A 12,928-nucleotide genomic window follows, 5' to 3' on the forward strand; every position below is an offset into this window, starting at 1 on the left:
AGCCTGTGGGGTGCTCTTGCCATGACCAGTTTCTCCTCTCGCGTCGCTGCCGCCGCTGCCGCGATCCGCGAGATCTTTCCGGAAACGCCGCTGCAGGAAAACGACTACCTGTCGAAGAAGACCGGCGCGCGGGTGCTGCTGAAGCGCGAGGACCTGACGCCGGTGCGCTACTACAAGATCCGCGGCGCCTTCAACTTCTTCCGCAAGTCGCTCGCCGCCGGCAACAATGCCGAGCTGTTTGTCTGCGCTTCGGCCGGCAATCATGCGCAGGGCTTTGCCTTCGTCTGCCGTCATTTCGGCAAAAAGGGCGTCGTCTTCATGCCGGTGACGACGCCGCAGCAGAAGATCGACAAGACGCGGCTGTTCGGCGGCGAATTCGTCGAGATCAGGCTGGTCGGCGATTTCTTCGACGACTGCTATCGCGCCGCACTCGAATTCACCGAAACTGCCGGCGCACACATGGTGCCGCCTTTCGACCACAAGGACATCATCGAAGGGCAAGCGACCGTCGCCTATGAGATATCAGGCCAGATGCCCGGCGCACGCATGGCTGATATCGTCATGCTGCCGGTCGGCGGCGGTGGCCTGGCCGCCGGCGTCACCCATTATTTCGCCGACCAGCAGCGTGAAACACGCTTCGTCTTTTGCGAGCCGGCAGGCGCCCCGAGCCTGAGCGAGAGCCTCGCCGCCGGAAAGCGGGTAAAGCTCGCCAAGGTCGACAATTTCGTCGACGGCGCGGCGGTGGCCGAGATCGGCCGCGAGCCGCTGCGCCACCTCAGGGAGTTTGCCGCCGACGCAGTGCGGCTGATTCCGGAAAATCGGCTCTGCGCGACCATGATCGAAATGCTCAATGTCGAAGGCGTCGTGCTGGAGCCGGCCGGCGCGCTGGCGATCGACGCGCTGAAAGATTTTCCCAAAAAGGAAATCAGGGGCAAGACCATCGTTGCCGTGGTGTCCGGCGGCAATTTCGATTTCGAGCGGCTGCCGGATGTGAAGGAACGGGCGCTGCGCTTCGAGGGCTTGAAGAAATACTTCATCATCCGTTTTCCGCAGCGGCCCGGCGCGTTGCGCGATTTCCTCGAATTGCTTGGCCCCGACGACGACATCGCCCGCTTCGAATATCTGAAGAAATCGGCGCGCAATTTCGGTTCGGTTCTGATCGGCATCGAAACCAAGGACCGCCGCAATTTCGACCTGCTAAAGGCGAATTTCGACGCCGAGAGCGTCCACTATCACGACATTACCGACAACGAGACGCTCGCCGGGTTCATCATATGAGCAGCAACGATCTTCCGAGCGCTCAGGGAAAGGTTTTTGTCGCGCTGTTTTCCGGCATCAACGTCGGCGGCAATCGCATCGTCAAAATGGCAGAACTCAGGTCATTCTTCGAGGAACTCGGTTTCTCAGATATCGCCACCTATGTGCAGAGCGGCAACGCCGTCTTCCGGTCGCCAGATGGCGATGCGGCGATGCTGACCAGGCGGTTGGAAGCGGAATTCGAAAAGAAATGGAGATTCCACTCGCGCATCATGGTGCGCGATCTCGGCTGGCTCGAGCGGCTGGCGGCGGAAAATCCCTATCCGGAAGTCGCGGGCGAGCCGACCAAGCTGCACGCCTATGCGCTGGAGCGCCAGCCGACCGCCGACGAGTTCGCCCGGCTGGCGGAAAAATGCACTGGGCCCGAACGCTTCGAGATCAAGGGCGACGTGCTTTACCTGCATGCGCCCGACGGGCTCGGCAAATCGGTCTTTGCCAATCTCATCCCGCGCGTTCTGAAGGTGCCCGGCACGGCGCGCAATTGGCGCACCGTGCTGATGCTGCTGGAGATGGCCAAGGCCGGCGGTTGATAGGTCGTCTACGCGGCCGGAGCGCGTTTCCAGTCGAATGCCAGCTCCTCACGGAAGGCGAAGCGCTTGATGTGCTCGGCGACGACCGTTTCCAGGCGCTCCAGCGAGCTGGCCTCATCAGTCGTCACCGCAATGTGCAGCACCGCCGGGTCGGCATCGAGAACCGTGCGGCCGAGCGTCAGATCGATGCTGCCGTGGTTCGGGTCGAATTCGACGGGAAACTTGTGCGCCCAATGCTTGCACAGCTGCTGCAAATAGCGGCTGGCATGTTCGGTGGCGACGTCGACATGGCTGGTCGGCATGAATGAATTCTCCTTGGGAATGCGGACGCGAAACCGAACCAGGGCCAGGCGACGTCCGCTCAAGATGGCGTGATCGGTTACCAGCTTCCGGTGTTCGGCATCGACGCCCAGGGCTCGGCCTTCGGCTTTGCCGGGCCTTTCTGCAACAGCTCGATCGAGATGCCGTCCGGCGATTTGACGAACGCCATGTTGCCGTCGCGCGGCGGCCGGTTGATGGTGACGCCATTGTCCATCAGCCGCTGGCAGGTGGCGTAGATGTCGTCGACCTCATAGGCGAGATGGCCGAAATTGCGGCCGCCCCTGTAGTCTTCCGGATCCCAATTGTAGGTCAGCTCGACCAGCGGCGCTTTCTCGCTGATGCCGCTTTGCTCGTCTTGGGGCGCGGCGAGGAAGATCAGCGTGTAGCGGCCTTGCTCGCTTTCGTGGCGGCGCACTTCCTTCAGGCCAAGCTTGTTGCAGTAGAAATCGAGCGAAGCATCGATGTCGGCGACGCGGACCATGGTATGCAGATAGCGCATGGATTTCCTCCGTATGTTGCGTTGCGGCGCAACATAAGGGCGGCCCGGCCAAAGGGCAATTGGCCACGCTTGCCGGCGCCGGCAAACGACAAATCCGCTATTCCTGTACGGAACCGTGAAAAAAGGCACGTCAGGTCTTGCACACACCGGAAGCCGCGGTGTTAATCTGGCGTCAAGAATCAGTTGCGGTGTTTCTTGAAAAAAGGGGGCGTTCTTATGGGGGAAAAGGCCTCTTTCATGGGGCGGGACGGGGCCGGTAACGATGCGTTGAAGCGGGATGAGAGCGCCGATACGGCCGATCTCGTCGAAATCGCCGGCGCCATCAAGTGGTTCGACGTGGCCAAGGGCTACGGTTTCATCCTTCCCGATGATGGTTCTTCGGGCGACATCCTCCTCCATGTGACGTGCCTTCGAAAGGACGGTTTTCAGACCGCCCTGGAAGGCGCCCGTGTCGTCTGCCTGGTCAAGCAGGGCGAGCGCGGGCTGCAGGCTTTCCGCGTGCTCTCGATGGATGTCACCACAGCGGTGCATCCGGCAGAGCTGCAGGAGCAGCGCACCCATGTCGCAGTGACGCCGGAAAGCGGTCTCGAACGGGCGCTGGTGAAATGGTTCAATCGCACCAAGGGGTTCGGCTTTCTGACCCGCGGCGAGGGCACCGAGGACATTTTCGTCCACATGGAGACGCTGCGCCGCTACGGCATCACCGAACTCCGTCCGGGCCAGGTGGTGCTGGTCCGCTTCGGACGCGGCGACAAAGGCCTTATGGCTGCCGAAATTCACCCCGATATGGGTACCTTGCCGGTCTCGCATTAGTTCCGGCCGAGGATTTCATATGGCTCACAGGAACCGGCTGACGGCGGGCGCGCTCTACGCCGGGATTTTCCTCATCGTCGCCACAAGCGCCTTCTTCTATTTTCAGCAATCGAGTTCGGCCGACGGCAAGGCGATGATCCTTCCCGTCGACCCGGCGCCGCTGGTCGCGGTGACGAAGGCGGGCGAGCGTTCTTTCTCCGTCGAAATCGCTGACACGCCCGCCGAGCGCGAGGCCGGCCTGATGTTCCGCCGCCACATGGCCGACAATCACGGAATGCTGTTCGTCTTCGGTGCGCCGCAGCATGTGAGTTTCTGGATGAAGAACACGCCGCTGCGGCTCGACCTGATCTTCGTCGGCCAGGACGGCCGGATCCGGGCGATCAAGCAAGGCGAGCCGCAGTCGGAGGCGATCATCTCGCCGGACGAACCGGTGCGCTTCGTGCTCGAGCTCAAGGCAGGAACCGCCGCCAAAAAGGGCATCAAGGACGGCGACCTGCTGCGCCATCCGGCCATCGGCACGGCGGCGGGGCCAGCCATGCCGCCGCCCGACAAGGGCGATGCGCCGAATGTCGATTCCGACTGAACGGGCAGGATCTTCGGCCGATGCAGTTCTTCTCCCATGACGGTTTCGAGCTTGCTTTCCTTGACCGCCAGCCAGCATCGGGGCAGGGCGATCCGGTGCTGATGATCCACGGCTTTGCCTCGAGCCACTACGTCAACTGGGTGTCGCCCGGCTGGTTCAAGACGCTGAACGATGCCGGCTACCGTGCGATCGCCTTCGACAATCGCGGCCATGGCTCGTCGTCGAAAAGCTATGACGAAGCAGACTACACGCCGGCAAAAATGGCGTCCGACGCGGCAGCGCTTTTGAACCATCTCGGCATCGAACGCGCCCATGTCATGGGTTATTCGATGGGCGCGCGCATATCGGCCTTCCTGGCGCTCTCCGAGCCGGACAAGGTGGCGACGCTGGTCTTCGGCGGTCTCGGCATCGGCATGGTCGACGGCGTCGGCGACTGGGATCCGATAGCCGACGCCCTCTTGGCCGAGGATCCCGCAGGCACCAGCGACCCGCGCGGCCGCTCGTTCCGCGCCTTCGCCCACCAGACCCGCAGCGATCGCCGGGCGCTCGCCGCCTGCATCGCCACGTCGCGCGAATTGCTGAGCGAGGCCGACATTGCCCGCATTGCCCAGCCGACCTTGATTGCGGTGGGAACCAAGGACGACATCGGCGGCTCGCCGGATGAACTCGCTGCCTTGATGCCGAACGCCAGGGCATTTCATATCGAAGGCCGCGACCACATGCTGGCGGTCGGCGACAAATCCTTCAAGCAGCGTGTGCTGGAGTTTTATGGGGAGCATCCGCTTTGATGGACGGCTCCCAAAGCGGCCATAGGGCCTGAAGCTGGGTTCTTAGCGGTTTTGCAACGATACAGCAGTAAATAAGCGCGACTTGTGGATCGGTTCAAACCCGCCACGCGCTGAACGAGGGCAGGGGGGTACGATGGCACAATGGGGAAGAAGCGACGCCGCTTTGCCGGGCGTCGTTGCGAAAAGCAGGTTCGGCGAATGGTCCGTTGTTCTAGCGGTGGCCGCATTGGCGACAGGGGCGATTGCGATCACCGCGTTGATAGCAATGCCGAGCGACGCCTCCCCACTGCTCCAGAACAGTGCGACGGGCTTCTTCGCTGCGGTATTTTTTATGGCCGGCCCTTTGGCACATCTTATCGGCGTGGTCTTCGGCTTGATGGCCGTGGGGCGCCCAGACGACAATCGTGTGCTCGGCCTGGCTGGCATCGTGGTCAATGGCGCGTCGCTTGCGGCCGGGGGGGTCATGCTGTGGGCAATGGCATCGACTTTTGGCGCATTCACCTGATCTCGACAAGCCTCCGGCAGGCAAGCGACCGACGCGACCCCTCAGCTTCAAATCTGCGCGAGTTGCCATGGTCGATCTTGTCGTCACCTATCTGGAGATGACCGAGCCGCCGTCCGGCGGCGGCTTTGCCGCACCCGCACCGGGCGCGGCGGTGATGCGCGAAACGCTTGGCGTCGCTGATTACATCAGCCTCTACCGCGCCGTTGGCGAGCCTGTGCAATGGGATCAGCGGCTGCGCATGCCCTTGGGCGACCTTGAGCGCCTTCTCGCCAGCCCGTCGACGCATATCCATGTCCTGCGCGTCGACGGCGAAGCAGCCGGCCTATGCGAATTCACGGGCGTCGGCGAGCCGGTTGTCGAATTGGCCCATTTCGGGGTCGTTCCGGCTCTTCAGGGCCGCAAGCTTGGGCCGTACCTGCTCGACCGGGCGCTGCGCGCCGTCTGGTCGCATGAACCCGAAAGGGTTTGGCTCCACACCGATACCCACGATCATCCGGGCGCGCGATCTGTCTACGGGCGAGCCGGTTTCAAGGCCTATGCGCAGCGCATGGAGACGTTTCCGGATTAGGATTTGTCTGAGCTGAGGTTATCGCCAAGCGCCCTGAGCGAGCGCGCCATGTTTTGCCGGGCCTGGGTTTCGAAGCGCCGGCGGAATTCCTCGCTATGGAAGATATGCGGACGCGCGAGGAAGCCCTTTAGGACAGCGGCACGGCCGGCCCGCCACATCGGCTCATCGACCCACTGATATTCGCGGCGAACCGCCTGTTCGTAAGCGTCGAACACGTCAGGCGCAGCACCCAGGATCGCCAGGTCCATGTCGAGGAACAGCGCCGCGTCACGAACGGCATGCTGGTCGCCAAGGGACGGCAATTCGTGGCCGGCGGTGGCAGTGATCATCGCCGCGATGCGACGGATGCGTTGTGCATCGGCGCGGCCGGCGAGCTTTGTCTCGGCAAGTGCGGCACTCCTCGCCTCATTGTCCTTGGCGCGGCCGTCGTAGATCGCGTCGTGGAACCAGATCGCCGCTTCGACTGCTTCAGGATCATGCAGCAATGCCTTGTAATCGTTGGCTAGCGCCAGCATCGCCTCGATGTGGCCAAGGTCGTGGTAGTGGCGATCCGCGGCGTCATACAGCGCGGAAAGCTCGCGCTTCAGCGTCTCGTCCATCAAGGTTGCGTTTTCCATGGCTGCTTGAAATTCCGCCAACCAAATCCATTTGACGAAGCACTAAGGAAAATTGAGTTCACCCGTGCTATGATCTGGCTTATAGGTGCGGCCGGAGAATAGGCAAGCCGCCAAGCCGAGACATTGGATGGCCTGAGACATTGGATGGCCGGAGACAGCAGATGAACAGCGTTACGATTTCCCGTCCCACCAGGGTGCAGCCGGTAGATCCGATCTGGCGTTCGATCCGCGATGAAGCAATGGAAGCGGTCAACCGCGATCCGCTGCTGGCGGCGTTCCTCTATTCGACCATCCTCAATCAGGAAAACCTGGAAGAAGCGGTTATCCACCGGTTGGCCGAGCGCCTCGCCCACCAGGACATCGGCTCCGACCTCATCCGCCAGACATTCAAGGCGATGGCGGCCGACGACAAGGACTGGTCGACGACGGTGCGCGTCGACATCCAGGCCTATTACGACCGCGATCCGGCCTGCGACCGCTTCATCATGCCGGTGCTCTACTTCAAGGGTTTTCATGCCATCCAGACGCACCGGCTGGCGCATTGGCTGTGGAACCAGGGCCGCCAGGATTTCGCGCTGTATTTGCAGAGCCGATCGTCCTCGGTGTTCCAGACCGACATCAATCCGGCCGCCCGCATCGGCAAGGGCATCTTCCTCGACCACGCCACCGGCCTCGTCGTCGGCCAGACGGCGGTGATCGAGGACGACGTGTCGATCCTGCACGGCGTCACGCTGGGCGGCACCGGCAAGGCCGGCGGCGACCGTCATCCCAAGATCCGCTATGGCGTGCTGATTGGCGCCGGCGCCAAGATCCTCGGCAACATCGAGATCGGCCATTGCTCCAAGATCGCGGCCGGCTCGGTGGTGCTGTCGCCGGTGCCGCACAACAAGACGGTTGCCGGCGTGCCGGCCCGCGTCGTCGGCGAGACCGGCTGCGACCAGCCTTCGCGGCAGATGGACCAGCTGTTGCCGTCGCAGACGATGGACCACGTCGTCAGCTTCGACATCTGAGTGCTCGAGCAGGGGGCTGAATTCCTGCCCTCTATGCCGGCTTGCCTTTACATGGCCATTGTCGACGTGCCAGAAGCGCGCTCACCAATGCATGTCGCCCAATAGTGCCCAGCTGTTTTGGGATAGCGACATGCATGAAGCAAGATTTAAAGCGCGTCGCATCGATCTCTTCAGACGCGACGCACTTGAGCAAGCGACGATCGGAGAAGACTGTTGAAGCCGGACGAAATCAGAAAGCTGGACGCCTATTTCAAACGCACCTTCCAGAACCCCAAACTCGAAGTGAAGGCGCGGCCGCGCAAGGAAGATTCGGCCGAGGTCTATGTCGGCGACGAGTTCCTCGGCATCGTCTTCAAGGACGAGGACGACGGCGACTATAATTTCTCGATGGCGATCCTCGATATCGATCTGGCCTGAGCCGGGAATTTGGTGCTGGCCGGACCTGCTTGTTGCAGGCGGGACCGCCTGATGGCGGAGCGCAAACCTCGGAGACTGGCTGGAGCATCCCTCCCTTCGTCATCCCAGGGCGGAGCAAGGAGCGAAGCGACGCGGCGCAGACCCTGGGAGCCATGCCGTTACCTCGCGGCAGTGCTCCGCTCTGACCAGAATCGAATGCTTCTTGGCACCGGCTGGGCGTCCTCTACCAACCAGTCCCGCGAAAAAGTTCGAACCACTCTGGATTGGTCTTCTCGATCAGCTCGATCTTCCACCGGCGTGGCCAGCGCTTCAGCGACTTCTCGCGCTGGATGGCGTCGCGAATGTCGAAATGGTCCTCGTACCAGACCAGACGCTGTACGCCGTAGCGGCTGGTGAAGCGCGAGCCTTCGCCAGATTTGTGCTCCGGCATGCGGCGGCCGAGGTCGTTGGTGACACCGATGTAGATCGTGCCGCGCTTCTGGCTTGCAGTCATGTAGGCATAGCCCGTCATGGCTGAAGGGTAGTAGGCATTGTTGCGGATGCAAGCACCGTTCTGAGCCGCTGCATTCTTCGACTGGCGTAACGGCATGGATCCTAGGGTCCCCCGCGACGTCGCTTCGCTCCTGCTCCGCCCTAGGATGACGAAGGCGTGGTGGGCCCACAGCTAATCGCAAACCCTGGAGATTGGTAGCCCGATTGGCCGGGGCTCCAGCCCTCAGCCCTTCAGGGTCGGTCAAAGGATCAAGCCCTATCGCCCTGCCTTCAGCACACGCGTTGCCTCGCCAGAAATCGCTGCGTCGAGCGCCTGCCAGTCGCCCAGGAATTCCCGGGGGAAGCGGTAGGTAAGGCTGAGATTGTCGCCGACCAGGATGTCGCGTTCGCAGGGCGCCAGCGATTCGTCCGCGCTCGGCCCGCTCAGGCAGCGGGCAACGAACGGATCCTTGCCGGGGCGGTTGGCGACCGCCAGCACTTCGTTGAGATAGCCTGATTTTTCACTGAAGGCGTAAAGCAGCGTCCCGCCAGGGCCGGGCGTGCCGGGCTGGGCGATCAGCGCGCTGTAGATCGGCGCGAAGCGGCCGCTCATGTCGCGCGACATCATCTGCGGCTCGAACGACAGGAAAACGATGTCCTTGCTGGCTCCGGTGTGGTTGAAGTCGTTGCGGGCAACCTCGCTGTAGCCGTCCATCTCGGGATAGCGCAGATAGAGGTCGAGCCGCGAGGCGATACCGTCGCGCCGGGCCTGGGCAAAGCGGATGACATTGGCCGGCACGGCGATGATGTTGTTGCCGATGACGACCTTGTGGACCGTGGTGTCGTCGGTGTACCCGGCCATGGCGATCGAGCGGCCGAACCATTCGCCGCCAAGGCTGATCGCCACCGAAAGCAGCGCCAGCGTCGCGAACGCATAAAACACCCGCTTCATCAGCGTCGAATCGACGACGCTGAGTTGCGGGCCCTCTGTGGCGGCTGCCTGCTTCATCGCGATCCTCGTTGCCGTCCCATCGGTGTGCCTGAACGGCACATCTCGGCGCGGCACGGCTCTTGCTACGCAGCTTTGCAGGCGACTGTGCGATTTCATGGTAAACGGAGGGTAAAGATGAGCCCGGTCGAACAAATCATATTCAGTTTTATGGCTGGGCTGACGGCTTGCGGCCTGGCCGGATCGGCGATGGAACTGGTCGCCGGCCGCAAGCTTGCCTTCGTCCAGCCCTATGTATCGTCGAAGCACATGCTGCGCTCGCTCGCCGCGACGGCTTGCGCCGGGCCGCTGATGTTCGTCAACGAGGCGCTGGACGCCTGGCGGGAGCGTCGCATCTCGGTGCTGGGGCTGATCTCCTGCGGCTGTACGGCGACCATCTGGGCGCTGGCGCTGGGCATGGTGGTGATCGCCATTGCGTCGTGGGCGGCTTCGCTTCTAGGGTCTGGCAGCTTGTCGGTGTGAGACGATCTGGAGACAGCGATGCCGATCTACGCGATTGACGGAAAAGCGCCCGCCTTCGAGGACGCCGACAGCAACTGGATCGCGCCCGACGCCACGCTGATCGGCAATATCAGGATCGGCCGCAATGCCGGCTTCTGGTTCGGCGTCGTCGCCCGCGGCGACGACGAGCCGATCGTCATCGGCGCCGACACCAACGTGCAGGAGCACACCATCATGCACACCGACGCCGGCTTTCCGCTGACCGTCGGCCAAGGCTGCACGATCGGCCACCGTGCCTTGCTGCATGGCTGCACGATCGGCCACAACAGCCTGATCGGCATGGGCGCCATCGTGCTGAACGGCGCGAAGATCGGTAACAACTCGCTGGTCGGGGCTGGTGCACTGGTCACCGAAGGCAAGCAATTCCCCGACAATTCACTGATCGTCGGCTCGCCCGCGCGCGTCGTCAGGACGCTCGACGAAGCCGCAATCGCCAGGCTGCGCGCCTCTGCCGCGCATTATGTGGCCAACGGCAGGCGGTTCAGGGCTGGGTTGAGGAAAGTGTAGCGCCGGTCAGTGAAGGCCGCCTATCGCAAGCCCAGAAATGGTGGAGCCGGCCCGGGGACGGGGCCGGCTCCTAAACCCGGTCGTTGGGGACGGGGAGGGTGGGGACTCGACCGGGTTTTCCGTCGCGTCCTCAGCGGACGCTGGCGACCGCGTCGGAGCGGCCGTCGTTGATCGTTACCCAGGCGCCGGAATTGCGGTCGGACTGGCGCTTCAGGTAGGTGTAACTGGTCTTGGTCCAGGACAGCACCTTGGGCTGGAGATTGTCGAGGATGAACTCTCCAAGGCTGGTGCGCACGGTCAGCACCGCATGGCCGTCGCCGTTGCGCTGGCGCACCACCGTCATCAGCAGATCGCCGGCCGGCACGCCCATGCTCATCAGTTCGCGGCGCTTTTCCAGCGCATAGTCCTCGCAGTCGCCGAAGCCTTTGGGAAACGACCAGACTTCTTCCTTGCCCCACATTTCCATGTCGGTGCGCGGCGCGACCCTGCTGTTGACCGAATTGTTGATCTTGACGATCGTTGCCCACAGCTTGCGGGTGAGTTCGACCGGTGCGCGGTTCGGCGTCCTCTGATTGCATTCCTGCGGAATCTGCCGGCACAATTCGTAGTGACCGACCGGCTGCGTGGTGCGGCCGCCGGTATGCATGAACGCCGGCTCCGCCGCGCTTGCAATCCCCCAGCCGAAAAGCTGCATCGCTATTGCCGCCAGCAACAGCTTGCCCCTCATCCTTTTCATTATTCAGTCTCCCCGTTTGAGGAGACAATGACACGGCTGGATTTATTTGACGCAAAAGCGCGAAGTAGACATTAAGTAAAACTCCAATAGAATAAACATAAAATTTGATGAAATTGAGTATAGAATTATTTAAGGATTCTAGCCGGGTGTATTCCCATGCTTCGTCGCACCGTTCGAACTGCTAGGATGGCAATCCTTCGCGATGGTGCTAAAACTTCCGCGTCAGCCGCGCGGCGAGCTGAATTCGGTGTCGAGCGTTTCCGGCCGCTGGACGACGGCGAACTCGATGGCGACGCCATCTTCGAAATGGCGAACAACCTGGCCGCGCATGGTGCCCAGCGTCACCTGGACGCCGATGGCCGGCTTGACGTCGATCTCGATCGCGGCACCCGACAGCGACAGATCGATGATGCGGCACTGGTACTGCCGTCCGTCAGCAAGTTGCAGCACGCTCGTCGGGTTGCGCGGTGCCACGCGTTCATGGCGGCGGTCTTCCGGCAGGTCGAGCTCGTGCTTATTGGCAAGCCAGGTCAGTTGCGCGGCGAGCTTGTCCCTCTTGCGGTCCGACGCGATGACGGTCATCGCAAAGCCATCCTGCAAAGTGCGGGTGATGACGCCTTCGATGCGGCCGATGTGATCGATGTAGGCAATGACCTTTTCACCCGGCAGGCCGGCGCGCTCGGTGCGCAGTGCGACGTTGCCGGGCGACATGTCGACCACCTGGCAGGGATGTTCGGTGCGGTCTTCCAGCATGAAACGTCCGTAAATCTTCACGCGGACGCGCTGAAAGTTACGCCTTTCAGCTTGGGACGGCGCATGGTCGACCGCCGCTGACCTCATGACTGCCATACCCCGTTCGGCATTCCGCGCATGGATGCGGGGAATTTCAGCGGAAAACTACAACAAAGCAGGTTAACAAAGGGGAAAGCCCGGCACTGTTGCTTTAAGCTTTGGCATCATTCTTCGCGTCCGCCGTCGAAGACGACCAGGTGACGGATGCGACGGGCCTGGCCGAGCGCCGAAATCGTCTCGGGCGGGTCGAATTCCGATGGGGCGAGCGAGGGAACTTCGATCGCCGGGCGGTTCTTCAGGAACATCGGCTCCTTGTCGGGATCGACGACACGGATCGAATCGATCAACGCGTCGAGAACCGGGTCGGCGCCCAGCCAGAAGGGCTTTTCAACGGCGCTTATCACGCCGAGGCAACGCGGACTCTCGACACCGCCGTCGAGCGGCAGTGCGAGCAGCTCGAACCTGTTGGAACGGCCGTTGCGGCTGAAACCCTCATAGGTGATGAGCACCACCGATTTCAGGTCGAAGACGCCATCGGTCAGCTTCGAGATCAGCCGCTGGTCCTTCTCGCGCCACAGCGAAGGGAATGAAAACCCCTTGAGTTCACGGCCATAGACTGCGCAAAGCCTGGTGCCGGCCAGCCGGAACACCGCTTCGCCGCGCGTGTCCTTTTCCAGGATGAACGTGTCGGCCAGCAGCGACTTGATGTCGGCCGGTTCGACTTCCGAGCGCTTCGGGGCAGGGCGTCCGTCACGCAATCGGTTCCAATAATGGAACAGCGTGATCGATCCGGTCTGGTTCATGCTAATGCTGCTCCGCGCATTCTGTCTTCTGATGTCCCATCGGTGAACAGAAGGGCGCCCTCCGAAGACCTACATGCGTTGCGGAGCAGGATGCGTGCCAGCATCGTTAATACTTGTTCACGGGTCGGGGCGGTTAAGGTT

19 protein-coding genes are annotated in these 12,928 nt (G+C 62.3%); 11 read left to right on the top strand and 8 right to left on the bottom strand.

All coding sequences use genetic code 11. The features are described 5' to 3' along the window. The first annotated feature begins 21 nt into the window (after window positions 1–21). Together ilvA and X760_RS45695 are read left to right on the top strand one after the other, a co-directional pair. On the top strand, window positions 22–1,278 hold the full coding sequence (ilvA, locus tag X760_RS45690; RefSeq protein ID WP_023717446.1) for a threonine ammonia-lyase IlvA: 1,257 nt from the start codon (window positions 22–24) through the stop codon (window positions 1,276–1,278). Beyond that, complete coding sequence (locus X760_RS45695; protein WP_023717447.1) at window positions 1,275–1,847, top strand: DUF1697 domain-containing protein; 573 nt, start codon at window positions 1,275–1,277, stop codon at window positions 1,845–1,847. The genes ilvA and X760_RS45695 overlap by 4 nt, the downstream gene beginning before the upstream one ends. An 8-nt stretch (window positions 1,848–1,855) precedes the next feature. Here X760_RS45695 and X760_RS45700 read toward each other — a convergent pair whose 3' ends face one another. Both X760_RS45700 and gloA read right to left on the bottom strand, forming a co-directional pair. Next, window positions 1,856–2,149, bottom strand: coding sequence for a DUF2218 domain-containing protein (locus X760_RS45700; RefSeq protein WP_023717448.1), 294 nt, complete (start codon window positions 2,147–2,149; stop codon window positions 1,856–1,858). Between the two features lie 77 nt (window positions 2,150–2,226). Continuing rightward, window positions 2,227–2,667, bottom strand: coding sequence for a lactoylglutathione lyase (gene gloA / locus X760_RS45705; protein WP_023717449.1), 441 nt, complete (start codon window positions 2,665–2,667; stop codon window positions 2,227–2,229). A gap of 237 nt (window positions 2,668–2,904) precedes the next feature. Between gloA and X760_RS0137115 the strand changes: the two genes are divergently transcribed. From X760_RS0137115 to X760_RS45725, 5 genes are all read left to right on the top strand, one after another. Beyond that, window positions 2,905–3,480 (top strand): cold-shock protein, encoded by a 576-nt coding sequence (locus X760_RS0137115; RefSeq protein WP_348633207.1) that lies wholly within the window; start codon window positions 2,905–2,907, stop codon window positions 3,478–3,480. 19 nt (window positions 3,481–3,499) lie between these two features. After that, window positions 3,500–4,063 carry a DUF192 domain-containing protein gene (locus X760_RS45710; RefSeq protein WP_023717450.1) on the top strand — a complete coding sequence of 188 codons (564 nt, stop codon included), beginning with the start codon at window positions 3,500–3,502 and terminating at the stop codon, window positions 4,061–4,063. A gap of 20 nt (window positions 4,064–4,083) precedes the next feature. Further along, window positions 4,084–4,851, top strand: a complete 768-nt coding sequence (locus tag X760_RS45715; protein ID WP_023717451.1) for an alpha/beta hydrolase — start codon at window positions 4,084–4,086, stop codon at window positions 4,849–4,851. A gap of 133 nt (window positions 4,852–4,984) precedes the next feature. Continuing rightward, window positions 4,985–5,356, top strand: a complete 372-nt coding sequence (locus X760_RS45720) for a hypothetical protein (protein WP_156948019.1) — start codon at window positions 4,985–4,987, stop codon at window positions 5,354–5,356. Window positions 5,357–5,423: 67 nt separating this feature from the next. Then, the gene (locus X760_RS45725; protein ID WP_023717453.1) at window positions 5,424–5,924 is read left to right on the top strand and encodes a GNAT family N-acetyltransferase; all 501 of its coding nucleotides are present in this window, start codon (window positions 5,424–5,426) and stop codon (window positions 5,922–5,924) included. On the opposite strand, the gene X760_RS45730 is transcribed toward X760_RS45725, so the two are convergent. Then, window positions 5,921–6,541: a hypothetical protein gene (locus X760_RS45730; RefSeq protein WP_023717454.1), complete on the bottom strand. Its 621-nt coding sequence runs from the start codon at window positions 6,539–6,541 to the stop codon at window positions 5,921–5,923. The two genes, X760_RS45725 and X760_RS45730, sit on opposite strands and share 4 nt — an antisense overlap. A 161-nt stretch (window positions 6,542–6,702) precedes the next feature. On the opposite strand from X760_RS45730, the gene cysE reads away from it, so the two are divergent. Both cysE and X760_RS45740 read left to right on the top strand, forming a co-directional pair. Continuing rightward, window positions 6,703–7,551: a serine O-acetyltransferase gene (gene cysE, locus X760_RS45735; protein WP_023717455.1), complete on the top strand. Its 849-nt coding sequence runs from the start codon at window positions 6,703–6,705 to the stop codon at window positions 7,549–7,551. A 213-nt stretch (window positions 7,552–7,764) separates the two neighbouring features. Next, window positions 7,765–7,968 (top strand): DUF3126 family protein, encoded by a 204-nt coding sequence (locus tag X760_RS45740; protein WP_023674799.1) that lies wholly within the window; start codon window positions 7,765–7,767, stop codon window positions 7,966–7,968. Window positions 7,969–8,191: 223 nt separating this feature from the next. On the opposite strand, the gene X760_RS45745 is transcribed toward X760_RS45740, so the two are convergent. Then, window positions 8,192–8,479, bottom strand: a complete 288-nt coding sequence (locus X760_RS45745) for a GIY-YIG nuclease family protein (RefSeq protein ID WP_023717456.1) — start codon at window positions 8,477–8,479, stop codon at window positions 8,192–8,194. Between the two features lie 237 nt (window positions 8,480–8,716). Further along, window positions 8,717–9,448, bottom strand: coding sequence for a hypothetical protein (locus X760_RS45750; protein ID WP_023717457.1), 732 nt, complete (start codon window positions 9,446–9,448; stop codon window positions 8,717–8,719). 117 nt (window positions 9,449–9,565) lie between these two features. Here X760_RS45750 and X760_RS45755 point away from each other — a divergent pair, with 117 nt between their 5' ends. Both X760_RS45755 and X760_RS45760 read left to right on the top strand, forming a co-directional pair. Beyond that, complete coding sequence (locus tag X760_RS45755; RefSeq protein WP_023717458.1) at window positions 9,566–9,910, top strand: hypothetical protein; 345 nt, start codon at window positions 9,566–9,568, stop codon at window positions 9,908–9,910. A gap of 18 nt (window positions 9,911–9,928) precedes the next feature. Then, window positions 9,929–10,456 (top strand): gamma carbonic anhydrase family protein, encoded by a 528-nt coding sequence (locus X760_RS45760; RefSeq protein ID WP_023717459.1) that lies wholly within the window; start codon window positions 9,929–9,931, stop codon window positions 10,454–10,456. Between the two features lie 130 nt (window positions 10,457–10,586). Here X760_RS45760 and X760_RS45765 read toward each other — a convergent pair whose 3' ends face one another. The 3 genes from X760_RS45765 to X760_RS45775 form a co-directional block, all read right to left on the bottom strand. Next, entirely contained in the window at window positions 10,587–11,192 is a 606-nt protein-coding gene (locus tag X760_RS45765; RefSeq protein ID WP_023717460.1) for a transglutaminase-like cysteine peptidase, read from the bottom strand. Window positions 11,193–11,414: 222 nt separating this feature from the next. Continuing rightward, entirely contained in the window at window positions 11,415–12,032 is a 618-nt protein-coding gene (locus X760_RS45770; RefSeq protein WP_023717461.1) for a PilZ domain-containing protein, read from the bottom strand. A gap of 116 nt (window positions 12,033–12,148) precedes the next feature. Continuing rightward, entirely contained in the window at window positions 12,149–12,787 is a 639-nt protein-coding gene (locus X760_RS45775; protein ID WP_023717462.1) for a PAS domain-containing protein, read from the bottom strand. Window positions 12,788–12,928: the final 141 nt, after the last annotated feature.

Source organism: Mesorhizobium sp. LSHC420B00, from assembly GCF_000503055.1.
Classification (GTDB): domain Bacteria; phylum Pseudomonadota; class Alphaproteobacteria; order Rhizobiales; family Rhizobiaceae; genus Mesorhizobium.

Coding starts and splice junctions, on each gene's coding strand:
- X760_RS45710 (WP_023717450.1), top strand. CDS start 3,500: ATGGCTCACAGGAACCGGCTGACGGCGGGCGCGCTCTACGCCGGGATT.
- X760_RS45775 (WP_023717462.1), bottom strand. CDS start 12,787: ATGAACCAGACCGGATCGATCACGCTGTTCCATTATTGGAACCGATTG.
- cysE (WP_023717455.1), top strand. CDS start 6,703: ATGAACAGCGTTACGATTTCCCGTCCCACCAGGGTGCAGCCGGTAGAT.
- gloA (WP_023717449.1), bottom strand. CDS start 2,667: ATGCGCTATCTGCATACCATGGTCCGCGTCGCCGACATCGATGCTTCG.
- X760_RS45760 (WP_023717459.1), top strand. CDS start 9,929: ATGCCGATCTACGCGATTGACGGAAAAGCGCCCGCCTTCGAGGACGCC.
- X760_RS0137115 (WP_348633207.1), top strand. CDS start 2,905: ATGGGGCGGGACGGGGCCGGTAACGATGCGTTGAAGCGGGATGAGAGC.
- X760_RS45755 (WP_023717458.1), top strand. CDS start 9,566: ATGAGCCCGGTCGAACAAATCATATTCAGTTTTATGGCTGGGCTGACG.
- X760_RS45750 (WP_023717457.1), bottom strand. CDS start 9,448: ATGAAGCAGGCAGCCGCCACAGAGGGCCCGCAACTCAGCGTCGTCGAT.
- X760_RS45745 (WP_023717456.1), bottom strand. CDS start 8,479: ATGACGGGCTATGCCTACATGACTGCAAGCCAGAAGCGCGGCACGATC.
- X760_RS45700 (WP_023717448.1), bottom strand. CDS start 2,149: ATGCCGACCAGCCATGTCGACGTCGCCACCGAACATGCCAGCCGCTAT.
- X760_RS45715 (WP_023717451.1), top strand. CDS start 4,084: ATGCAGTTCTTCTCCCATGACGGTTTCGAGCTTGCTTTCCTTGACCGC.
- X760_RS45765 (WP_023717460.1), bottom strand. CDS start 11,192: ATGAAAAGGATGAGGGGCAAGCTGTTGCTGGCGGCAATAGCGATGCAG.
- X760_RS45720 (WP_156948019.1), top strand. CDS start 4,985: ATGGCACAATGGGGAAGAAGCGACGCCGCTTTGCCGGGCGTCGTTGCG.
- X760_RS45695 (WP_023717447.1), top strand. CDS start 1,275: ATGAGCAGCAACGATCTTCCGAGCGCTCAGGGAAAGGTTTTTGTCGCG.
- X760_RS45730 (WP_023717454.1), bottom strand. CDS start 6,541: ATGGAAAACGCAACCTTGATGGACGAGACGCTGAAGCGCGAGCTTTCC.
- X760_RS45725 (WP_023717453.1), top strand. CDS start 5,424: ATGGTCGATCTTGTCGTCACCTATCTGGAGATGACCGAGCCGCCGTCC.
- ilvA (WP_023717446.1), top strand. CDS start 22: ATGACCAGTTTCTCCTCTCGCGTCGCTGCCGCCGCTGCCGCGATCCGC.
- X760_RS45770 (WP_023717461.1), bottom strand. CDS start 12,032: ATGAGGTCAGCGGCGGTCGACCATGCGCCGTCCCAAGCTGAAAGGCGT.